The organism is Sphingopyxis sp. GC21, assembly GCF_025727575.1.
GTDB classification, from domain to species: Bacteria; Pseudomonadota; Alphaproteobacteria; order Sphingomonadales; family Sphingomonadaceae; genus Sphingopyxis; species Sphingopyxis terrae_A.
In genome coordinates, this window is sequence record NZ_CP095845.1 from 673,017 (window position 1) to 687,339 (window position 14,323).

Genomic DNA, 14,323 nt, shown 5'->3' on the forward strand with positions numbered 1-14,323 from the left:
TCGTCCTGGGGTTGATATTAAGCGGCGAGCTTGCGGTGCTGCAAGCGTCGGTGTTCGATGGTCTTCCGTTTGATCCTTTCGCGCTGTTGGATGATGGCGTCTGCCCTGCCGAAGTAGGTGTCGGCGGGCGTCACATTGCCGAGGCTTTCGTGATATCGGCGGTGATTATAGTGGTCGATGAAGGCCTCGATCCGGGTCTCCAGATCGCCGGGCAGGAAGTAATTTTCCAGCAGGATCCGGTTCTTGAGGGTCTGGTGCCAGCGCTCGATCTTGCCTTGGGTCTGGGGATGCATCGGGGCGCCGCGGACATGGCTCATACCGTTGGCACCGATCCATTGGGCCAGCTCCTCGGCGATGTAGCTCGGACCATTATCGCTGAGCAGCCTGGGCTTTTGCACGACCCTGGCTGACGAACAGCCCGAGGCTTCAAGCGCCAGTTCCAGCGTGTCGGTGACGTCCCCGGCGCGCATGGTGGTGCAAAGCTTCCAGGCGATGACATAGCGGGAGAAGTCGTCGAGCACGGTCGACAGATACACCCAGCCCCAACCGATGATTTTGAAGTAGGTGAAGTCGGTCTGCCACATCTCGTTCGGCCGCGTCGTCTTGGTGTGGAACGCATCGGCCGCCTTGATCACGATGAAGGCCGGGCTGGTGATCAGGTCATGGGCTTTCAGAAGCCGGTAAACCGTCGATTCCGACACGAAGTAGCGCTTCTCGTCGGTAAAGCGCACAGCCAACTCGCGGGGCGATAGCTCGGACTCGTCCAGCGCCATCTCGACGATCTGCTGCTGGATATCGTTGCCGATGCGATTCCACACCCGGCTCGGCGCCGATGGCCGATCCTCTAGCGCCTCCGGCCCGCCTTCGAGGTAGCGGTCATACCATCGATAGAAGGTCCGGCGGGGGATGCCGAGCTGGTCCAGCGTCCGCTTGGCGGGCAGATGCGACTGCTCGACGATCCTGATGATCTCGAGCTTCTCAGATGCGGGATACCTCATTCTTCGTCGCCCCCATCCGCGATCATGCTTTTTTTGAGCAGACGGTTTTCCAGCGTCAGGTCGGCCACGCATTCCTTCAGGGCACGGGTTTCGCGGCGCAGATCGTGCACCTCGCCGGTGGTCGCAGCTCGGGCGGTATCGTCGGCCAGACGACGCTTGCCCGCTTCCATAAACTCCTTCGACCAGGTGTAATACAGGCTCTGGGCGATGCCTTCCTTGCGGCACAGCTCGGCGATGCTGTCTTCGCCGCGCAGCCCCTCCAGCACGATCCTGATTTTGTCCTCTGCAGAGAAGTGCCGGCGCGTCGCACGCCGTATGTCCTTCACCACCCGCTCCGCTGGGGCCTTCGGCGCCGATTTTTTCAAGGAGGATTTGGGCTTCATCTTCGTTCCTTCGTCACTACGACGAAGCCCAAATCCTCCTTAAATCACAACCTCAAATCTGCGCCATTGGCGCTGACGGCGGACAGGCCGGACCATCGAGGTGCTGGTCCGCGAAGACACCTTCGAGTGGGAAGGTCAAACCTACAAGTCGCTGAGCCATATAGCTCGCGAAGTGACCGGAGCGCACTGGTCGGGGCCGCGCTTTTTCGGGATGTCCACACGTCGTGGCTGACCGGATCGTTCGCTGCGCAATCTACACGCGCAAATCCACCGAGGATGGTCTAGAGCAGGAGTTCAATAGTCTAGATGCCCAATATGAAGCCTGTGTCGCCTATGCTGCGAGCCAGCGCCACGAGGGCTGGAAGGTAATTCCGGATCGATACGATGACGGAGGCTTCTCGGGCGGCAACATGGCGCGGCCAGGCTTGAAGCGACTGCTCGCCGACGTTGCGGCCGGGAAAATCGATGTTGTCCTGCTCTACAAGATCGACCGTCTGACACGGAGCCTCTCGGACTTCGCGCGGATTGTCGATATCCTAGATCAGCGGGGCGCCAGCTTCGTGTCGATCACCCAGTCGTTCAACACGACGACAAGCATGGGCCGGCTAACGTTGAACATGCTCCTATCCTTCGCCCAGTTCGAACGCGAAGTCACCGGCGAGCGCATCCGCGACAAGATCGCGGCCTCGAAGCGCAGGGGCATATGGATGGGTGGTCCGGTGCCGCTCGGTTATGTTGCCCGCGACCGCAAGCTCATCATCGAACCACAGGAGGCCGAACAGGTTCGCCATATTATGCGGCGTTATCTTGTTCTTGGCTCGGTCCGGATGCTCGTCGAGGAATTGAACGCTGACGGGTACCGAACCAAGGTGCAGAACCGGACTAGCGGTCCGCACAAGGGCGGGTGCCTCTATCGCCGGGGTACGATCTACCACTTGCTCGCGAACCGGATGTATCGTGGGGACATCGTTCACAAGGGCGAAGCATTCCCAGGCGAGCATGAGCCGGTCGTATCGGAAGAGCTGTGGAATGAGGTCCAGCGGACACTCGCCAACCGGTCGCAGGGCGGATCGAGCCAGCACGGAGCACGCTGGCCGAGCCTACTGATCAACCTTCTCTATGACGGGGAAGGGCGGCCAATGTCTCCGAGTCACTCGACGCGAAAAGCAGGAAACACTGGCATGTCCGCACAGCGCAGGCGTTATCGCTATTATCAAACGCGCACTGATGCCGAAGGTGGCGTTGCGTGGCGCGTCACTGCGTCGGATATCGAGCCCCTCGTCCGCAGCCGTCTCGCGACCTTCCTAGAGGATCAGCAGGCGATCATCGGGATGGCTGAGAATCGCAGCGCTGAAATCATCAGCGCCATATTGTCGTCTGCTCTTGGCATGGCTGCAAAACTTCGTTCGCACTCGACGGGTGAGTGCCGGGACGCCATCGAACAGATTGTTCGCCGCATCGACCTCGCTCGGGACAACATAGCCATCACCGTCAGCACCGTGGGACTGAGAGTCCAACTTGGGCTGCTCGAGGTGCGGAGCGGGGAGGGCGCAGTCGATGAGATCGTCCTGCATTGTCCAGTCGTCAAGGTAAGGCGCGGACATGCGCTGCGGCTGATCTTGCCTCCATCGACGCCCGCGGTTCCGCCACGAGAGCGCGACGAGAAGCTGGTCCAGCTTGTTGCAGAAGCATATGCGGCACGGAAGCTGGTCCTGGAGAATCCGGGACGAGCGATGGCCTCGATTGCTTCGGATCATGGCAGGTGCCGTACGCGTCTTGCAAAGCTGGTCGGCCTGTCGTGCCTCGCGCCCGATATCGTGACAGCCATCGTTGAGGGGCGTCAGCCTGCCAAGCTCACTCCCAATATGTTGACCACCATAAATCTACCGCTGTGCTGGCGGGAGCAACGCGCCGCTCTCGGGTTCTGAACCAAACTATCGACTGCAGTCACAAAAATGCCCGGCAGAGACCGGGCTTCCTTTTTGCCGTTTTGATGGCGAGTTTTGCGGGTCTCTGACTGCAGTCCGGATCAGCCGAGGCGCAAATGCGCAGAAAGGCGCGCCCTTGCGGGGCGATCCCAGATAACTGCCGATTTTTGAAGTCCTGCCGGACTGTATGGTGCGGTCGAGAAGACTCGAACTTCCACGGCCTTTCGGCCACAACGACCTCAACGTTGCGCGTCTACCAGTTCCGCCACGACCGCACATCATGATGGTCCGGATCGGGTCCGGCACCAGGTAGGAGCGGGCGCCTAGCAAAGCTTTGTTGGCGATGCAAGCGAGCACCGCGCAATTATTTTTCGGGATCGCGCAATCGGTGCGGCGGCGCAGAGGCGCAGGTTCGCGCCATGTCATCGAAACGACTCCGAAGAGTCACTCAACTGTCATGGCTCTACCGTCAGACCGTCATCGAATCACCCTAGTGGCGGCGTCACCGGGGGCGAGGGGCGATTCCTTTTCTCGTTCGCGGATGAATGTTCAGCAGCGTGCCGAGGGCGCGCACACGGGGAACGGAGATTTTCATGGCGGCTTTTGCGCGCGTTCGTTTGGTCATGCTCAGTGGCGTGGCCTGTTCTGTCCTGGCAGCCTGCGGCGCCGACAATATCGCGTCGCCGGGTGAGGGCGGCACCATCATCATCAATCCGACGCCGACCCCCACGCCGACGCCGACCCCGACGCCGACCCCGACGCCCAGCGTGACCCCGGCCGCGGGCTGTCCCACGATTTCCGATCCGCAGGGCCTGACCGACAGCGGCACGATCAAGAATCCGACCGTCGGCGAGTTCCGCGTCTGCACGCTGCCGTCGCGCATCAACAAGAGCGTGACGCTGCCCAAGATCGCCGGTCTCGTCTATCGCATGAACGGCCGCGTCGATGTCGGCACCGATCAGGGCGCGGCGACGTCGGGCACGACCAACGTCGTGCTGACGATCGAGCCGGGCGTGATGCTATACGGCGAATCGGGCCCGTCGTGGCTCAACGTCAACCGCGGCAACTCGATCCAGGCGGTCGGCACCCCGACGCTGCCGATCATCTTCACCAGCCGCGACAACGTCCAGGGCCTGAACACCGAAAATTCGTCGGGCCAGTGGGGCGGCGTCGTGCTGAGCGGCCGCGCGCAGATCACCGATTGCGGCACCAGCGGCGCGACCCCGGGCACGACGGCGTGCGAGCGCCAGACCGAAGGCGCCGTCGATCCGGCGCTCTATGGCGGTGCGAGCAACAGCGAGAGCAGCGGCCGCATGAGCTATGTCCAGATCCGCTATTCGGGCTACATCCTGTCGTCGAACAGCGAGCTTCAGTCGCTGACGCTGCAGGGCGTCGGTTCGGGCACCCAGCTCGACCATATCATGTCGTACAACAGCTCGGACGATGCGGTCGAAGTGTTCGGTGGCCACGCGCACATGAAATATTTCATCGCGATCGGCGCCGAGGACGATAATCTCGACACCGACGTCGGGACCAAGGCGAACTTCCAGTACGGGATCGTCGTCCAGCGCGCGAACATCGGGGACGCGATGATCGAGGCTGATACCGACAACGCGCTCGACGGCGACAATCCGCGCCAGAACACGCGCGTTGCCAACTTTGTCTTCTACCAGAATTCGCCCAACGCCTCGGCCGACCAGGCATCGATCCTGCTGCGCGGCGGCACCGACTACGGCATCTACAACAGTGTGCTGCTTAGCCCGAACAATCCCTGCCTGCGCATCAGCCGCGCGCAGACGGCTTCGGCGACGCAGAATGCGGCGATCGACGAATTTGGCGCGCCGGTATTCCAGTCGGTGCTCATGCAGTGTGCGGCGACCAAATATATCGGCAGCGGCGTGACCGCGGCCGAGGTGCAGGCGATCTTCGGTGCCGGCAGCAACGGCAACAGCGATACCTATGTTCCGACGCTGACCAGCCTGTTCGTCAACGGCGCGACCGAAACGGCGGTGACGCCGTTCGATATGTCGACGTTGAACGGCCAGACCTTCAACAGCATCGAACTGACCCGCGCCGGCTTCTTCGACAAGACGACCTATATCGGCGCGGTCAAGGACGCCAACGACACCTGGTACCAAGGCTGGACCTGCAACAGCGGCACCGCCAGCTTCGGCACCGGCAACAGCGGACTCTGCACCTCGCTGCCGACCAGCTGAGATTGAAACGTCGACCAGGAGGGGGCGGCGCGTGCCGTCCCCTCCCGCATATCTGATCCGGATTCTGGGGAAACCGCCATGTCCAAGCCGTACCGGCTCGCCAGCCTGCTTTTGATCACCACGGCGCTCGTCGCGCCCGCCACGGCGATGGCGCAGACCGACCCCGCTCCGGCCGAACCCGCGGCAGAGGCTGCCGCGGACGCGGCGCCGGCAGACGCTGCCGAACCGGCACCACAGGACGATACCGACATTTCGATCCCCGGCGCGGAGATCGTCGTCACCGGCCGCCGCAGCGCCAATATCGAGCGCACCGCGCCGCAGGTCGTCTCGGTGCTCGGCGCCGCCGACATCGCGCGTACGGGTGAAGGCAATATCGCCGGCGCGCTCGGCCGCGTCACCGGCCTCAGCGTCGTCGGCAACGGCTTCGTCTATGTTCGCGGCCTTGGCGATCGCTATTCGCTCGCGCTGCTCAACGGTTCGCCGCTGCCAAGTCCCGAACCGCTCAAGCGCGTCGTCCCGCTCGACATTTTCCCCAGCAGCATCATCGCCTCGTCGCTGGTGCAGAAAAGCTATTCGGCGAATTTCCCCGGCGAATTCGGCGGCGGCGTGATCAACCTGACGACCAAGGCGGTTCCGCGCGAGCCGTTTCTGACCATCGGCGGCAGCATCGGCGGCAATTCGGAAACCACCGGGCAGCTCGGTTACACCTATTATGGCACCGGCAGCGACTGGACCGGCTTCGGCGACGGTGGCCGCAATCTGCCGCCCGCCTATGCGGCGTGGCGCGCATCGGGGCTGCGCATCAACGATCCCAGCGTCAATCAGCAGGCGATCGCCGGCCAGTTCGTCAACGCCAGTAATGCGGTGCTGCAGCAGAACAACAATATGCCGGTCAACTGGGGCGTGAACGTCACCGGGGGCAAGTCCTGGACGATCGGCGATGCCGAACTCGGCCTGATCGCGACCGCTGGCTACACGACCAAATGGCGCACGCGCGATATTGCGCAGCAGACCGCGAACGCGCTCGACCTGTCGTCGCTCAACACCAATGTCCGCCGCGTCGTTACCGACAACCGTGTCGTTGCCAACGCGCTGCTCGGTCTCAGCCTCGAATTCGGCGATAACAAGATCCGCTGGACCAACCTTTATATCCGCGACACGATCAAACAGGCGCGCCTGGGTGCCGAAGACCGGCCCGACACCGCCGACGCCAATCCCGGCGTCAGCTTCCAGTATCAAGACACGGCCTGGTACGCCCGCCAGCTGATCGACACGCAGTTCGTTGGCGAGTTCAAGCCGATGGACGGCCTCGACGTCGATATCCGCGCCGGCTACGCCAATTCGCAGCGCGAAGCGCCGTTCGAGCTGAGCTTCATGTACAGCCGTTCGAACAGCCCGACCGATCCCTATGGGCAGTTCTTCACCAACACGCTGAACACGGGCCAGCGGCCGGGCAGCGCGACGATCGCCTTTTCGGACCTCAACGAAGATCTCTATTCGGCCGGTATCGACGTCACCTACGATCTGGCGGCGCGGGTCAAGCTGATCCTCGGCTACGCCTTCAGTGATACCAACCGCGTCACCGAACGCCGCGACTTCCTGTTCCAGGGCAACAACAACATTCCGCTCGGCATTTCGCTGCTGCGCCCCGACCTGCTGCTCTCGCAGGCGGTGATCTGCTTCCCCGGCGTCGATGCGACGGTTGCGCCCGATTGTCCGGCGAACCCCGTTGCGACGGGGATCGCGCTCGTCGACAGCACCGGGTCGAACCCGACTTTCAAGGCGACGCTGCGCAACCATGCGGGCTATGTTCAGCTCCAGGCCGATCTGACCGACCAGCTCAATCTCAACATCGGCGCCCGCTACGAAAGCGCCGATCAGGGCGTGAGCGCGGTGCAGGTCTATACGGTCAACCCGACGCTGCCGCCGGCGACCAACCTCAAGCGCGACTATCTGCTTCCTGCCGCGACGCTGACCTACGAAATCTCGCCGCAGCTGCAATTCCGCCTGAGCGGGTCGAAGACGATCGCGCGGCCGCAGTTCCGCGAGCTGGTATTCCAGACCTATTATGATCCGGACAGCAACCGCACGTTCCAGGGCAATCCGCAGCTCGTCGACAGCCAGCTCTATAACGCGGAAACGCGCCTCGAATGGTATTTCGCACCCGAACAGCGCGTGTCGCTCGGCGGCTTCTGGAAAAAGATCAAGAATCCGATCGAAACCTACGCCAGCTTCGACGGCAACAGCGTGACGACGCGCTTTGCCAACGCGCCCGAGGCGACGCTTTATGGCGTCGAGTTCGAGGCGCAGAAATATTTCGACCTCAGCGGTATGAACGGGGCTTTCTGGGCCAGCCGCCGCGCAGTGCTGATCGGCAACTACACCTGGTCGCAATCGAAGCTGAAGGTCGGGCCGACCGATCCCGTTCAGGCTTATCCGTTCACCGGTGCGACGCTGGCGAGTCAGTTCTACCGCGACGGCGCGCCGCTGACCGGCCAGTCGGATCATCTGGTCAATCTGGAATTCGGCCTCGAAGACACCGACAAGCTGTCGCAGCAGACTTTCCTGATCTCTTATGCATCCGATCGCGTCACGCGGCGCGGCCCGTCGGGTCAGCCCGACATCTTCGAACGGCCGGGCATCCAGGTCGATTTCGTCGCGCGCCAGGGTATCCCGCTGTTTGGCAAGGAACTCGAACTCAAGTTCGAGGCCCGCAACATCTTCGGTACGAAATACAAGGAAATGCAGGAAAGCGGCGACAACCGCATCTATTACAACCTGTACAAGACCGGCACGACCTTCTCGCTGGGCGGGTCGCTGAAATTCTGAGGCATCCCTTGCCAGCCGCTCCGGCCGCAGCGCCGGGGCGGCACTGGCGGGTGCCGGCGCCAGCCCGGACTCGCCCCTCTGACAAAAAACTGTAATCTTCCCGTCAACTGATTGTCACGGACGGCGCCTAGGCGATTCGCGAGATAGGTTTCAGCTGGGGGACAGATAGGGTCATGGCGACGCTGATGAGGGGATCGGCCGTTCGGCTGCCGCACTGGCTGCGTGCCGGCAGGCGGGCGCCGCGCGATGCCGCGCCGCTGATCGGCGTCGTCATCCTCGGCGCACTGCTGATCTGGCAATGCGTCAATCTCCTCTGGGCGTTGATCGTTCCGCTCGCCCCGCTCGGCGCGTGGCAGCCGCAGACCGCGGTCATCGCATCGCCGGCCGAACGCCGCGCGATTTTCTCGAGCTTCGACCCCTTCTTCCGCAGCGGGCCGCAAGGGCCGGCCAGCGCGACGGTCACCTCGCTTGGCCTGACGCTGTTCGGGATCAATCTCAACGAAGCGACCGGCGGGGGCTCCGCGATCATCGCGAGCGATGACGGTCTACAGAACAGCTATGCCGTCGGCGACGAGATCGCGCCGGGCGTCAAGCTGGTCGGCGTCGCCTTCGACCATGTGCTCCTCGACCGCGGCGGCACGCGCGAAAGCCTGTTTCTCGATCAAAGCGGCGACGCGCCGGTCGCCAATCCCGCAGCGCCGTTGCCCGCCCCGACGCCCGAGGTCGGATCCCCCGGTGCAGCGACCAACGGCACCACCGCGAGCGGCGAGATGTCGCCCGCCGCGCTCAAGGCCGGCATCGGCTTCGCGCCGCGCACCGAAGGCGGCAAGGTCACCGGCCTTTCGGTCCAGCCGCAGGGCGACGGCGCCGTCTTCCGCGCTGCGGGCCTGCGCCCCGGCGATGTCATCCGTTCGGTGAACGGCCGTCCGATCGGATCGGCCGCCGATGCCGCCGCGCTCGCCAGCCAATTTGCGCCCGGCGCGCGCGTCTCGCTCGAGGTCGAGCGCGGCGCGAGCGTCGTTCCCGTCGCCCTGTTCCTTTCGAAACAATAGGTTTTATGCGCCTCAAACTCTCTCTCATGCTGGCCGCCGCCCTTGTTTCGGCGACCCCCGTTCCCGTGCTGGCCCAATATACGCTGAACGTCCGCGACGCCGACGTTCGCGCCTTCATCCAGGATGCGGCGCGGATCACGGGGCGGACGTTCGTGATCGACGGGCGTGTCAACGGCAAGGTATCGGTCGTCACCGACCGGCCGCTGTCGCGCAGCGAATATTTCGAAATTTTCCTCTCGACGCTGCGCGCGAACGGACTGGTCGCGGTGCCCAATCCCAACGGCAGCTATCGCATCCAGCCGATCGACGGCGCGGCGACGCAGCCGACGCGCATCGGCAGCGGCGGTGCGGCGCAGAACCAGTTTGTCACCGAAATCATCCGGCTGCGCCATATCGACGCGATGGCGGCTGTCGAAACGCTGCGCCCGCTGGTCAGCCCGCAGGGCTCGCTGACCGCAAACCGCAATGCGAACAGCCTCGTTGTTGCTGATTTCGCCGACAATATCCGGCGCATCCGTGCGCTCGCGTCGAGCATCGACCGCGATACATCGACCAGCGAGGTCGTTGCGCTGAAAAACGCTGGCGCGCGCGAAATTGCCGCCGCGCTTCAGGCGCTGGTCCCGGCGGCGGGCGAGGGCGCGCAGGCGCCGGTCGCGATCGTTCCGATCGACAGCAGCAATGCGGTGGCACTGCGCGGCGATCAGGCGATGGTTGCGCGCTTCGTGTCGATGGCGCGCGACCTCGACATGCGCGCAGCGGGCGGTACCGAATTGCGCGTCTATTGGCTGGAACATGCCAATGCCGAAACGCTGCTCCCGACGCTGCAACAGCTTGTCGGCGGCGGCAGCGACCCGGCGCAGAAGGCGGGATTGCCGCCGGCATCCTCATCGTCTTCGTCGGGTGGCAGCGGCGGCACTCCGGCCCCCGCGGCCACGACCACCGCCAGCGCCGCGCCGACCACGGTCAGCGGGGCGGGCGGCAGCATCGCGACGCGCGGTCCGGCGATCGTCACCCGCTACGAAGGCGCGAACGCGATCATCGTCGCCGCCAATGCCGATGTGCAGCGGATGCTCGGCGAACTGATCCGCCAACTCGACGCGCGCCGTCCGCAGGTGCTTGTCGAGGCGATCGTGGTCGAAATCGGCGACGATGCGGCAAAGCGCCTCGGCGTCCAGTTCCTGCTCGGCGGCAAGAATATCCCCTTCGCCGCGACGAGCTATGGCAATGCCCAGCCCAATATCCTGACGCTGGGGGGCGCTTATGCCGCGACCAAGCTGACGCAGGATTCGACGACCGTCGACGGCACGACCGTCGTGACCCAGACGTCGAGCGCGCTCGGCAGCAGCCTGCAGGAAGCCGCGGCGGCGTCGCTGCTCTCGGCCACCGGCGGCTTTGCCGGCTTCGCGGGCGACATCGGCAAGAACACGGTGTTTGGCGCGATCATCAATGCGGTGAAATCGGATACGACGTCGAACCTGCTCGCGACGCCGCACATCGTCACGCTCGACAATCAGGCCGCGAAATTCCTGGTCGGGCAGGAAGTTCCGATCACCACCGGCGAGGCGCTGAGCAAGAATTTCGACAATGCCTTCCGCACCGTCCAGCGCGAGGAGGTCGGCATCAAGCTGGAAGTCACGCCGCAGGTCAATGGCGCGGGCGAGGTCAAGCTGTTCCTGCGTCAGGAAGTGTCGAGCGTCGCCGGCCCCGTGTCGTCGCGCAACAGTGACCTCATCCTCAACAAGCGCTCGTTCGAAACGACGCTGACTGTCGACGACGGTCAGATCCTCGCTATCGGGGGACTGCTCAACGACGACGAACGCAAGACGATCGAGCGGATTCCGCTGCTCAGCGACATCCCGCTGATCGGCGAACTGTTCAAATCACGCAGCCGCAGCCGTGCCAAGACCAATTTGATGGTCTTCATCCGCCCGACGATCCTCAAAAATGCCGAGGACAACGCCGCACTGACGGCGCGCCGCTATGGCTATATCCGCGACTTCCAGCTGCGCCGGAATCCCGGCGAGGAACCCGCGATCGACACGCTGGTGCGGGATTATATGGGCACGACGCCGCCGCTGCCGAGCGCGGCGACGGCCGCCGACGTGACGGTCGGGCCGGGGGAGCAGCCTGCGCTGCGCCGTCCGGACGGCAGCGTCACGCCCGTCGATGTGCCGCCGTCCGAGGGAGGCCAGCCGTGACCGACGCTGTGCCGGCCGCCGCGCCGCAGACGGTGCCGGTCGACATCCCCTATGGCTTCGCGCGCGGTCACGGCGTCGTTATCGCACCCGACGGTGAAGGCTGGCTCGCGACGCTGCGCGAGGGGAGCGACCCGGCGGTGCTGATCGAGGTAAAGCGCTACCTCGCCGCCCCGCTGCGGGTCGTGACGGCAAGCGTCGCCGATTTCGACCGGCTGCTCTCGGACCATTATGCGGTCGACGCGTCGGCGGCGGCAATGGCAGGCTCGCTCGATGGCGGCGACATCGATCTGATTGCGAGCGGCATGCCGAGCGCCGAGGATCTGCTCGACAGCGCCGATGATGCCCCCGCGATCCGCCTCATCAACGCGATCATCGCCGAAGCGGTGCGCCAGGGGGTCAGCGATATCCATATCGAACCCTATGAGAGCGGCCTTGTCGTGCGGATGCGCGCCGACGGCGTGCTGCGCGAACATCTGCGCATGCCCCCGCATGTCGCGCCCGTCGTCGTCAGCCGCATCAAGGTCATGGCGCGGCTCGACATTGCCGAACGCCGAGTGCCGCAGGACGGTCGCATCGCGCTGACGCTGGCGGGCAAGGCGATCGACGTCCGCGTGTCGACGCTGCCCAGTCGCGCGGGCGAGCGCGTCGTCATGCGCATCCTCGACAAGGATACCGCGGGCATCGATTTCGACGTGCTCGGCCTGTCCGGCGAGGCCGACCGCATCCTGCGCGAGGCGCTGGCCGAACCCAATGGCATCATTCTCGTCACCGGGCCGACGGGTTCGGGCAAGACGACCACGCTCTATGCAGCGCTGAAGCAACTCAACGACGGTCAGCGCAATATCCTCACCGTCGAAGATCCGGTCGAATATGCGGTCGAGGGCGTCGGCCAGACGCAGGTCAATGCGAAGGTCGGGCTTGATTTCGCGGCGGGGCTGCGCGCTATCCTGCGCCAGGACCCGGACGTCGTGATGATCGGCGAAATCCGCGACCGCGAAACCGCCGATATTGCGGTGCAGGCATCGCTTACCGGCCACCTCGTCCTGTCGACCGTCCACACCAACGACGCGGTCGGCGCGATCACGCGCCTCAAGGATCTGAAGGTCGAACCCTTTCTGCTCGCCTCGACCCTGCGTGCCGTGCTCGCGCAGCGTCTGGTGCGCAAGCTGTGCCCGACGTGCCGCGAGCCGGTGCAGGCCGACAATGGCATTGCCGCGATGCTCGGCCTCGACATCGGCACCGTGATCTGGCGGCCCAAGGGCTGCGATGAATGCGGACATACGGGCTTCAAGGGCCGGATCGGCGTGTTCGAGGCGATCAAGGTCGATGAGACGGTGCGACGCTACATCTATGCCGGCGGCGACGAGTCGATGATCGCGAAGCACGCCTTTCTGAAGGCGCCGACGCTCGCCAGCGCGGCCCGCGCGATGGTCGCAAAGGGGATCACGACGCCGGAGGAAGCGATCCGCATCGCGCGGCGCGAGGATGTCGATGCCTGATTATCGCTATGTGGCGATCGATCCCCAGGGCCGCGAGCGCAAGGGACGATTGACCGCCGCCAACGACGACGCTGCGCGAGCCAACCTTGCCGCGCGAAAATTCCATATCGTCGCGGTCGAGGAAGCGGGTACGCGCGCCGCGCCGGCGCGGTCGCTTTTCGCCTTTCGCAGCGCGCGGTTGAGCGCGAAGGAACTGGCGCTCTTCACGCGCCAGCTTGCGACGCTCGCCGAAGTCGCGCCGCTCGAAGAGGCGCTGCGCACGTTGACGCGCCAGAGCGAGGCCGAAAGCGCGCGCGCGGTGATCGGCGATGTGCATGCGGGCCTGCTTGAAGGCCGCCGCCTTGCCGACGCGATGGCACGGCAGCCGGCCAGTTTCCCGCCGCTCTACCGCGCGATGGTCTCGGCGGGCGAAACCACGGGTAGTTTGACGACGATCCTCGCGCGGCTGGCCGACCTGCTCGAACGCCAGGCGCAGGTGCGCGGCAAGCTGATCGCCGCGCTTGCCTATCCTGTGGTGCTCGCGGTTGTCGCGATCGGGGTCGTCGCGGCGCTGATGATCTTTGTCGTCCCGCGCGTCGTCGAACAATTCGACGACGTCGGGCAGCAACTGCCTTTCCTGACCCGCGCGGTCATCGCGGTTTCCAGCTTTGCGGCGAACTGGTGGTGGCTGATGCTGCTGCTGATCGCGGGCGCGATTTTCGGCTGGGTCAGCGCGATGCGCCGCCCAGCCTTCAAGGCGGGGGTCGATGCCCGGTTGCTCCGCCTGCCGCTGCTCGGCCGCCTGCTGCGCGACCTCTATGCCGCCCGCTTCGCCCGGACGCTCGCGACGATGGTGTCGAGCCGGCTGCCGCTGGTCGAGGGGTTGCGGCTCACCGTGCCGACAATCCGCAACGCCGCGCTTGCCAGTGCAACCGGCCGCATCGTCGATCAGGTCCGCGCGGGCAGCAGCCTGTCGTCGGCGCTGCGCGATGCCGGCGTGTTTCCGCCGCTGCTCGTCTACATGACCGCGAGCGGCGAAAGCGCGGGTCGACTCGAACAGATGCTCGAACGCGCCGCCGATTATCTCGAACGCGAATTCGACCGTTTTACCGCCGCTTCGATGGCGCTACTCGAACCTGTCATAATTGTCATTATGGGGTCTTGCGTCGCGCTTATCATCCTTTCCATCCTGCTTCCGATCCTCCAGTTGCAGAACCTTGCAGGGCTATAATAAATGTCGC

At 64.5% G+C, this 14,323-nt stretch carries 9 protein-coding genes and 1 tRNA gene; 8 read left to right on the forward strand and 2 right to left on the reverse strand.

All coding sequences use genetic code 11. The features are described from left to right. Nucleotides 1-17 precede the first annotated feature (17 nt). Nucleotides 18-1,381, reverse strand: a protein-coding gene (locus MU856_RS03250) for an IS3 family transposase (protein WP_412072812.1) whose coding sequence is annotated in 2 segments (ribosomal slippage) — nucleotides 18-1,031 and nucleotides 1,034-1,381 — 1,362 coding nt in all. Because the reading frame shifts where the segments join, the coding sequence is not laid out codon by codon here. Between the two features lie 94 nt (nucleotides 1,382-1,475). Here MU856_RS03250 and MU856_RS03255 point away from each other — a divergent pair. Together MU856_RS03255 and MU856_RS03260 are read left to right on the forward strand one after the other, a co-directional pair. Continuing rightward, the gene (locus MU856_RS03255; RefSeq protein ID WP_082819923.1) at nucleotides 1,476-1,613 is read left to right on the forward strand and encodes a DUF2924 domain-containing protein; all 138 of its coding nucleotides are present in this window, start codon (nucleotides 1,476-1,478) and stop codon (nucleotides 1,611-1,613) included. Continuing rightward, nucleotides 1,606-3,309, forward strand: coding sequence for a recombinase family protein (locus tag MU856_RS03260; protein ID WP_062902101.1), 1,704 nt, complete (start codon nucleotides 1,606-1,608; stop codon nucleotides 3,307-3,309). The genes MU856_RS03255 and MU856_RS03260 overlap by 8 nt, the downstream gene beginning before the upstream one ends. Nucleotides 3,310-3,497: 188 nt before the next feature. On the opposite strand, the gene MU856_RS03265 is transcribed toward MU856_RS03260, so the two are convergent. Further along, nucleotides 3,498-3,584, reverse strand: a tRNA-Leu gene (locus tag MU856_RS03265). 318 nt (nucleotides 3,585-3,902) lie between these two features. On the opposite strand from MU856_RS03265, the gene MU856_RS03270 reads away from it, so the two are divergent. From MU856_RS03270 to gspF, 6 genes are all read left to right on the forward strand, one after another. Further along, nucleotides 3,903-5,525, forward strand: a complete 1,623-nt coding sequence (locus tag MU856_RS03270) for a hypothetical protein (RefSeq protein ID WP_062902102.1) — start codon at nucleotides 3,903-3,905, stop codon at nucleotides 5,523-5,525. A 78-nt stretch (nucleotides 5,526-5,603) separates the two neighbouring features. Beyond that, nucleotides 5,604-8,354 carry a TonB-dependent receptor domain-containing protein gene (locus tag MU856_RS03275; protein ID WP_062902103.1) on the forward strand — a complete coding sequence of 917 codons (2,751 nt, stop codon included), beginning with the start codon at nucleotides 5,604-5,606 and terminating at the stop codon, nucleotides 8,352-8,354. Between the two features lie 173 nt (nucleotides 8,355-8,527). Continuing rightward, complete coding sequence (locus MU856_RS03280) at nucleotides 8,528-9,406, forward strand: type II secretion system protein N (RefSeq protein ID WP_062902104.1); 879 nt, start codon at nucleotides 8,528-8,530, stop codon at nucleotides 9,404-9,406. Nucleotides 9,407-9,411: 5 nt separating this feature from the next. Next, nucleotides 9,412-11,604 (forward strand): type II secretion system secretin GspD, encoded by a 2,193-nt coding sequence (gene gspD, locus MU856_RS03285; protein ID WP_058811989.1) that lies wholly within the window; start codon nucleotides 9,412-9,414, stop codon nucleotides 11,602-11,604. Further along, nucleotides 11,601-13,103, forward strand: coding sequence for a GspE/PulE family protein (locus MU856_RS03290; protein WP_263588364.1), 1,503 nt, complete (start codon nucleotides 11,601-11,603; stop codon nucleotides 13,101-13,103). Before gspD ends, MU856_RS03290 begins: the two co-directional genes overlap by 4 nt. Further along, the gene (gene gspF, locus MU856_RS03295; protein ID WP_062903155.1) at nucleotides 13,096-14,313 is read left to right on the forward strand and encodes a type II secretion system inner membrane protein GspF; all 1,218 of its coding nucleotides are present in this window, start codon (nucleotides 13,096-13,098) and stop codon (nucleotides 14,311-14,313) included. The genes MU856_RS03290 and gspF overlap by 8 nt, the downstream gene beginning before the upstream one ends. The last annotated feature ends 10 nt before the right edge of the window (nucleotides 14,314-14,323 follow it).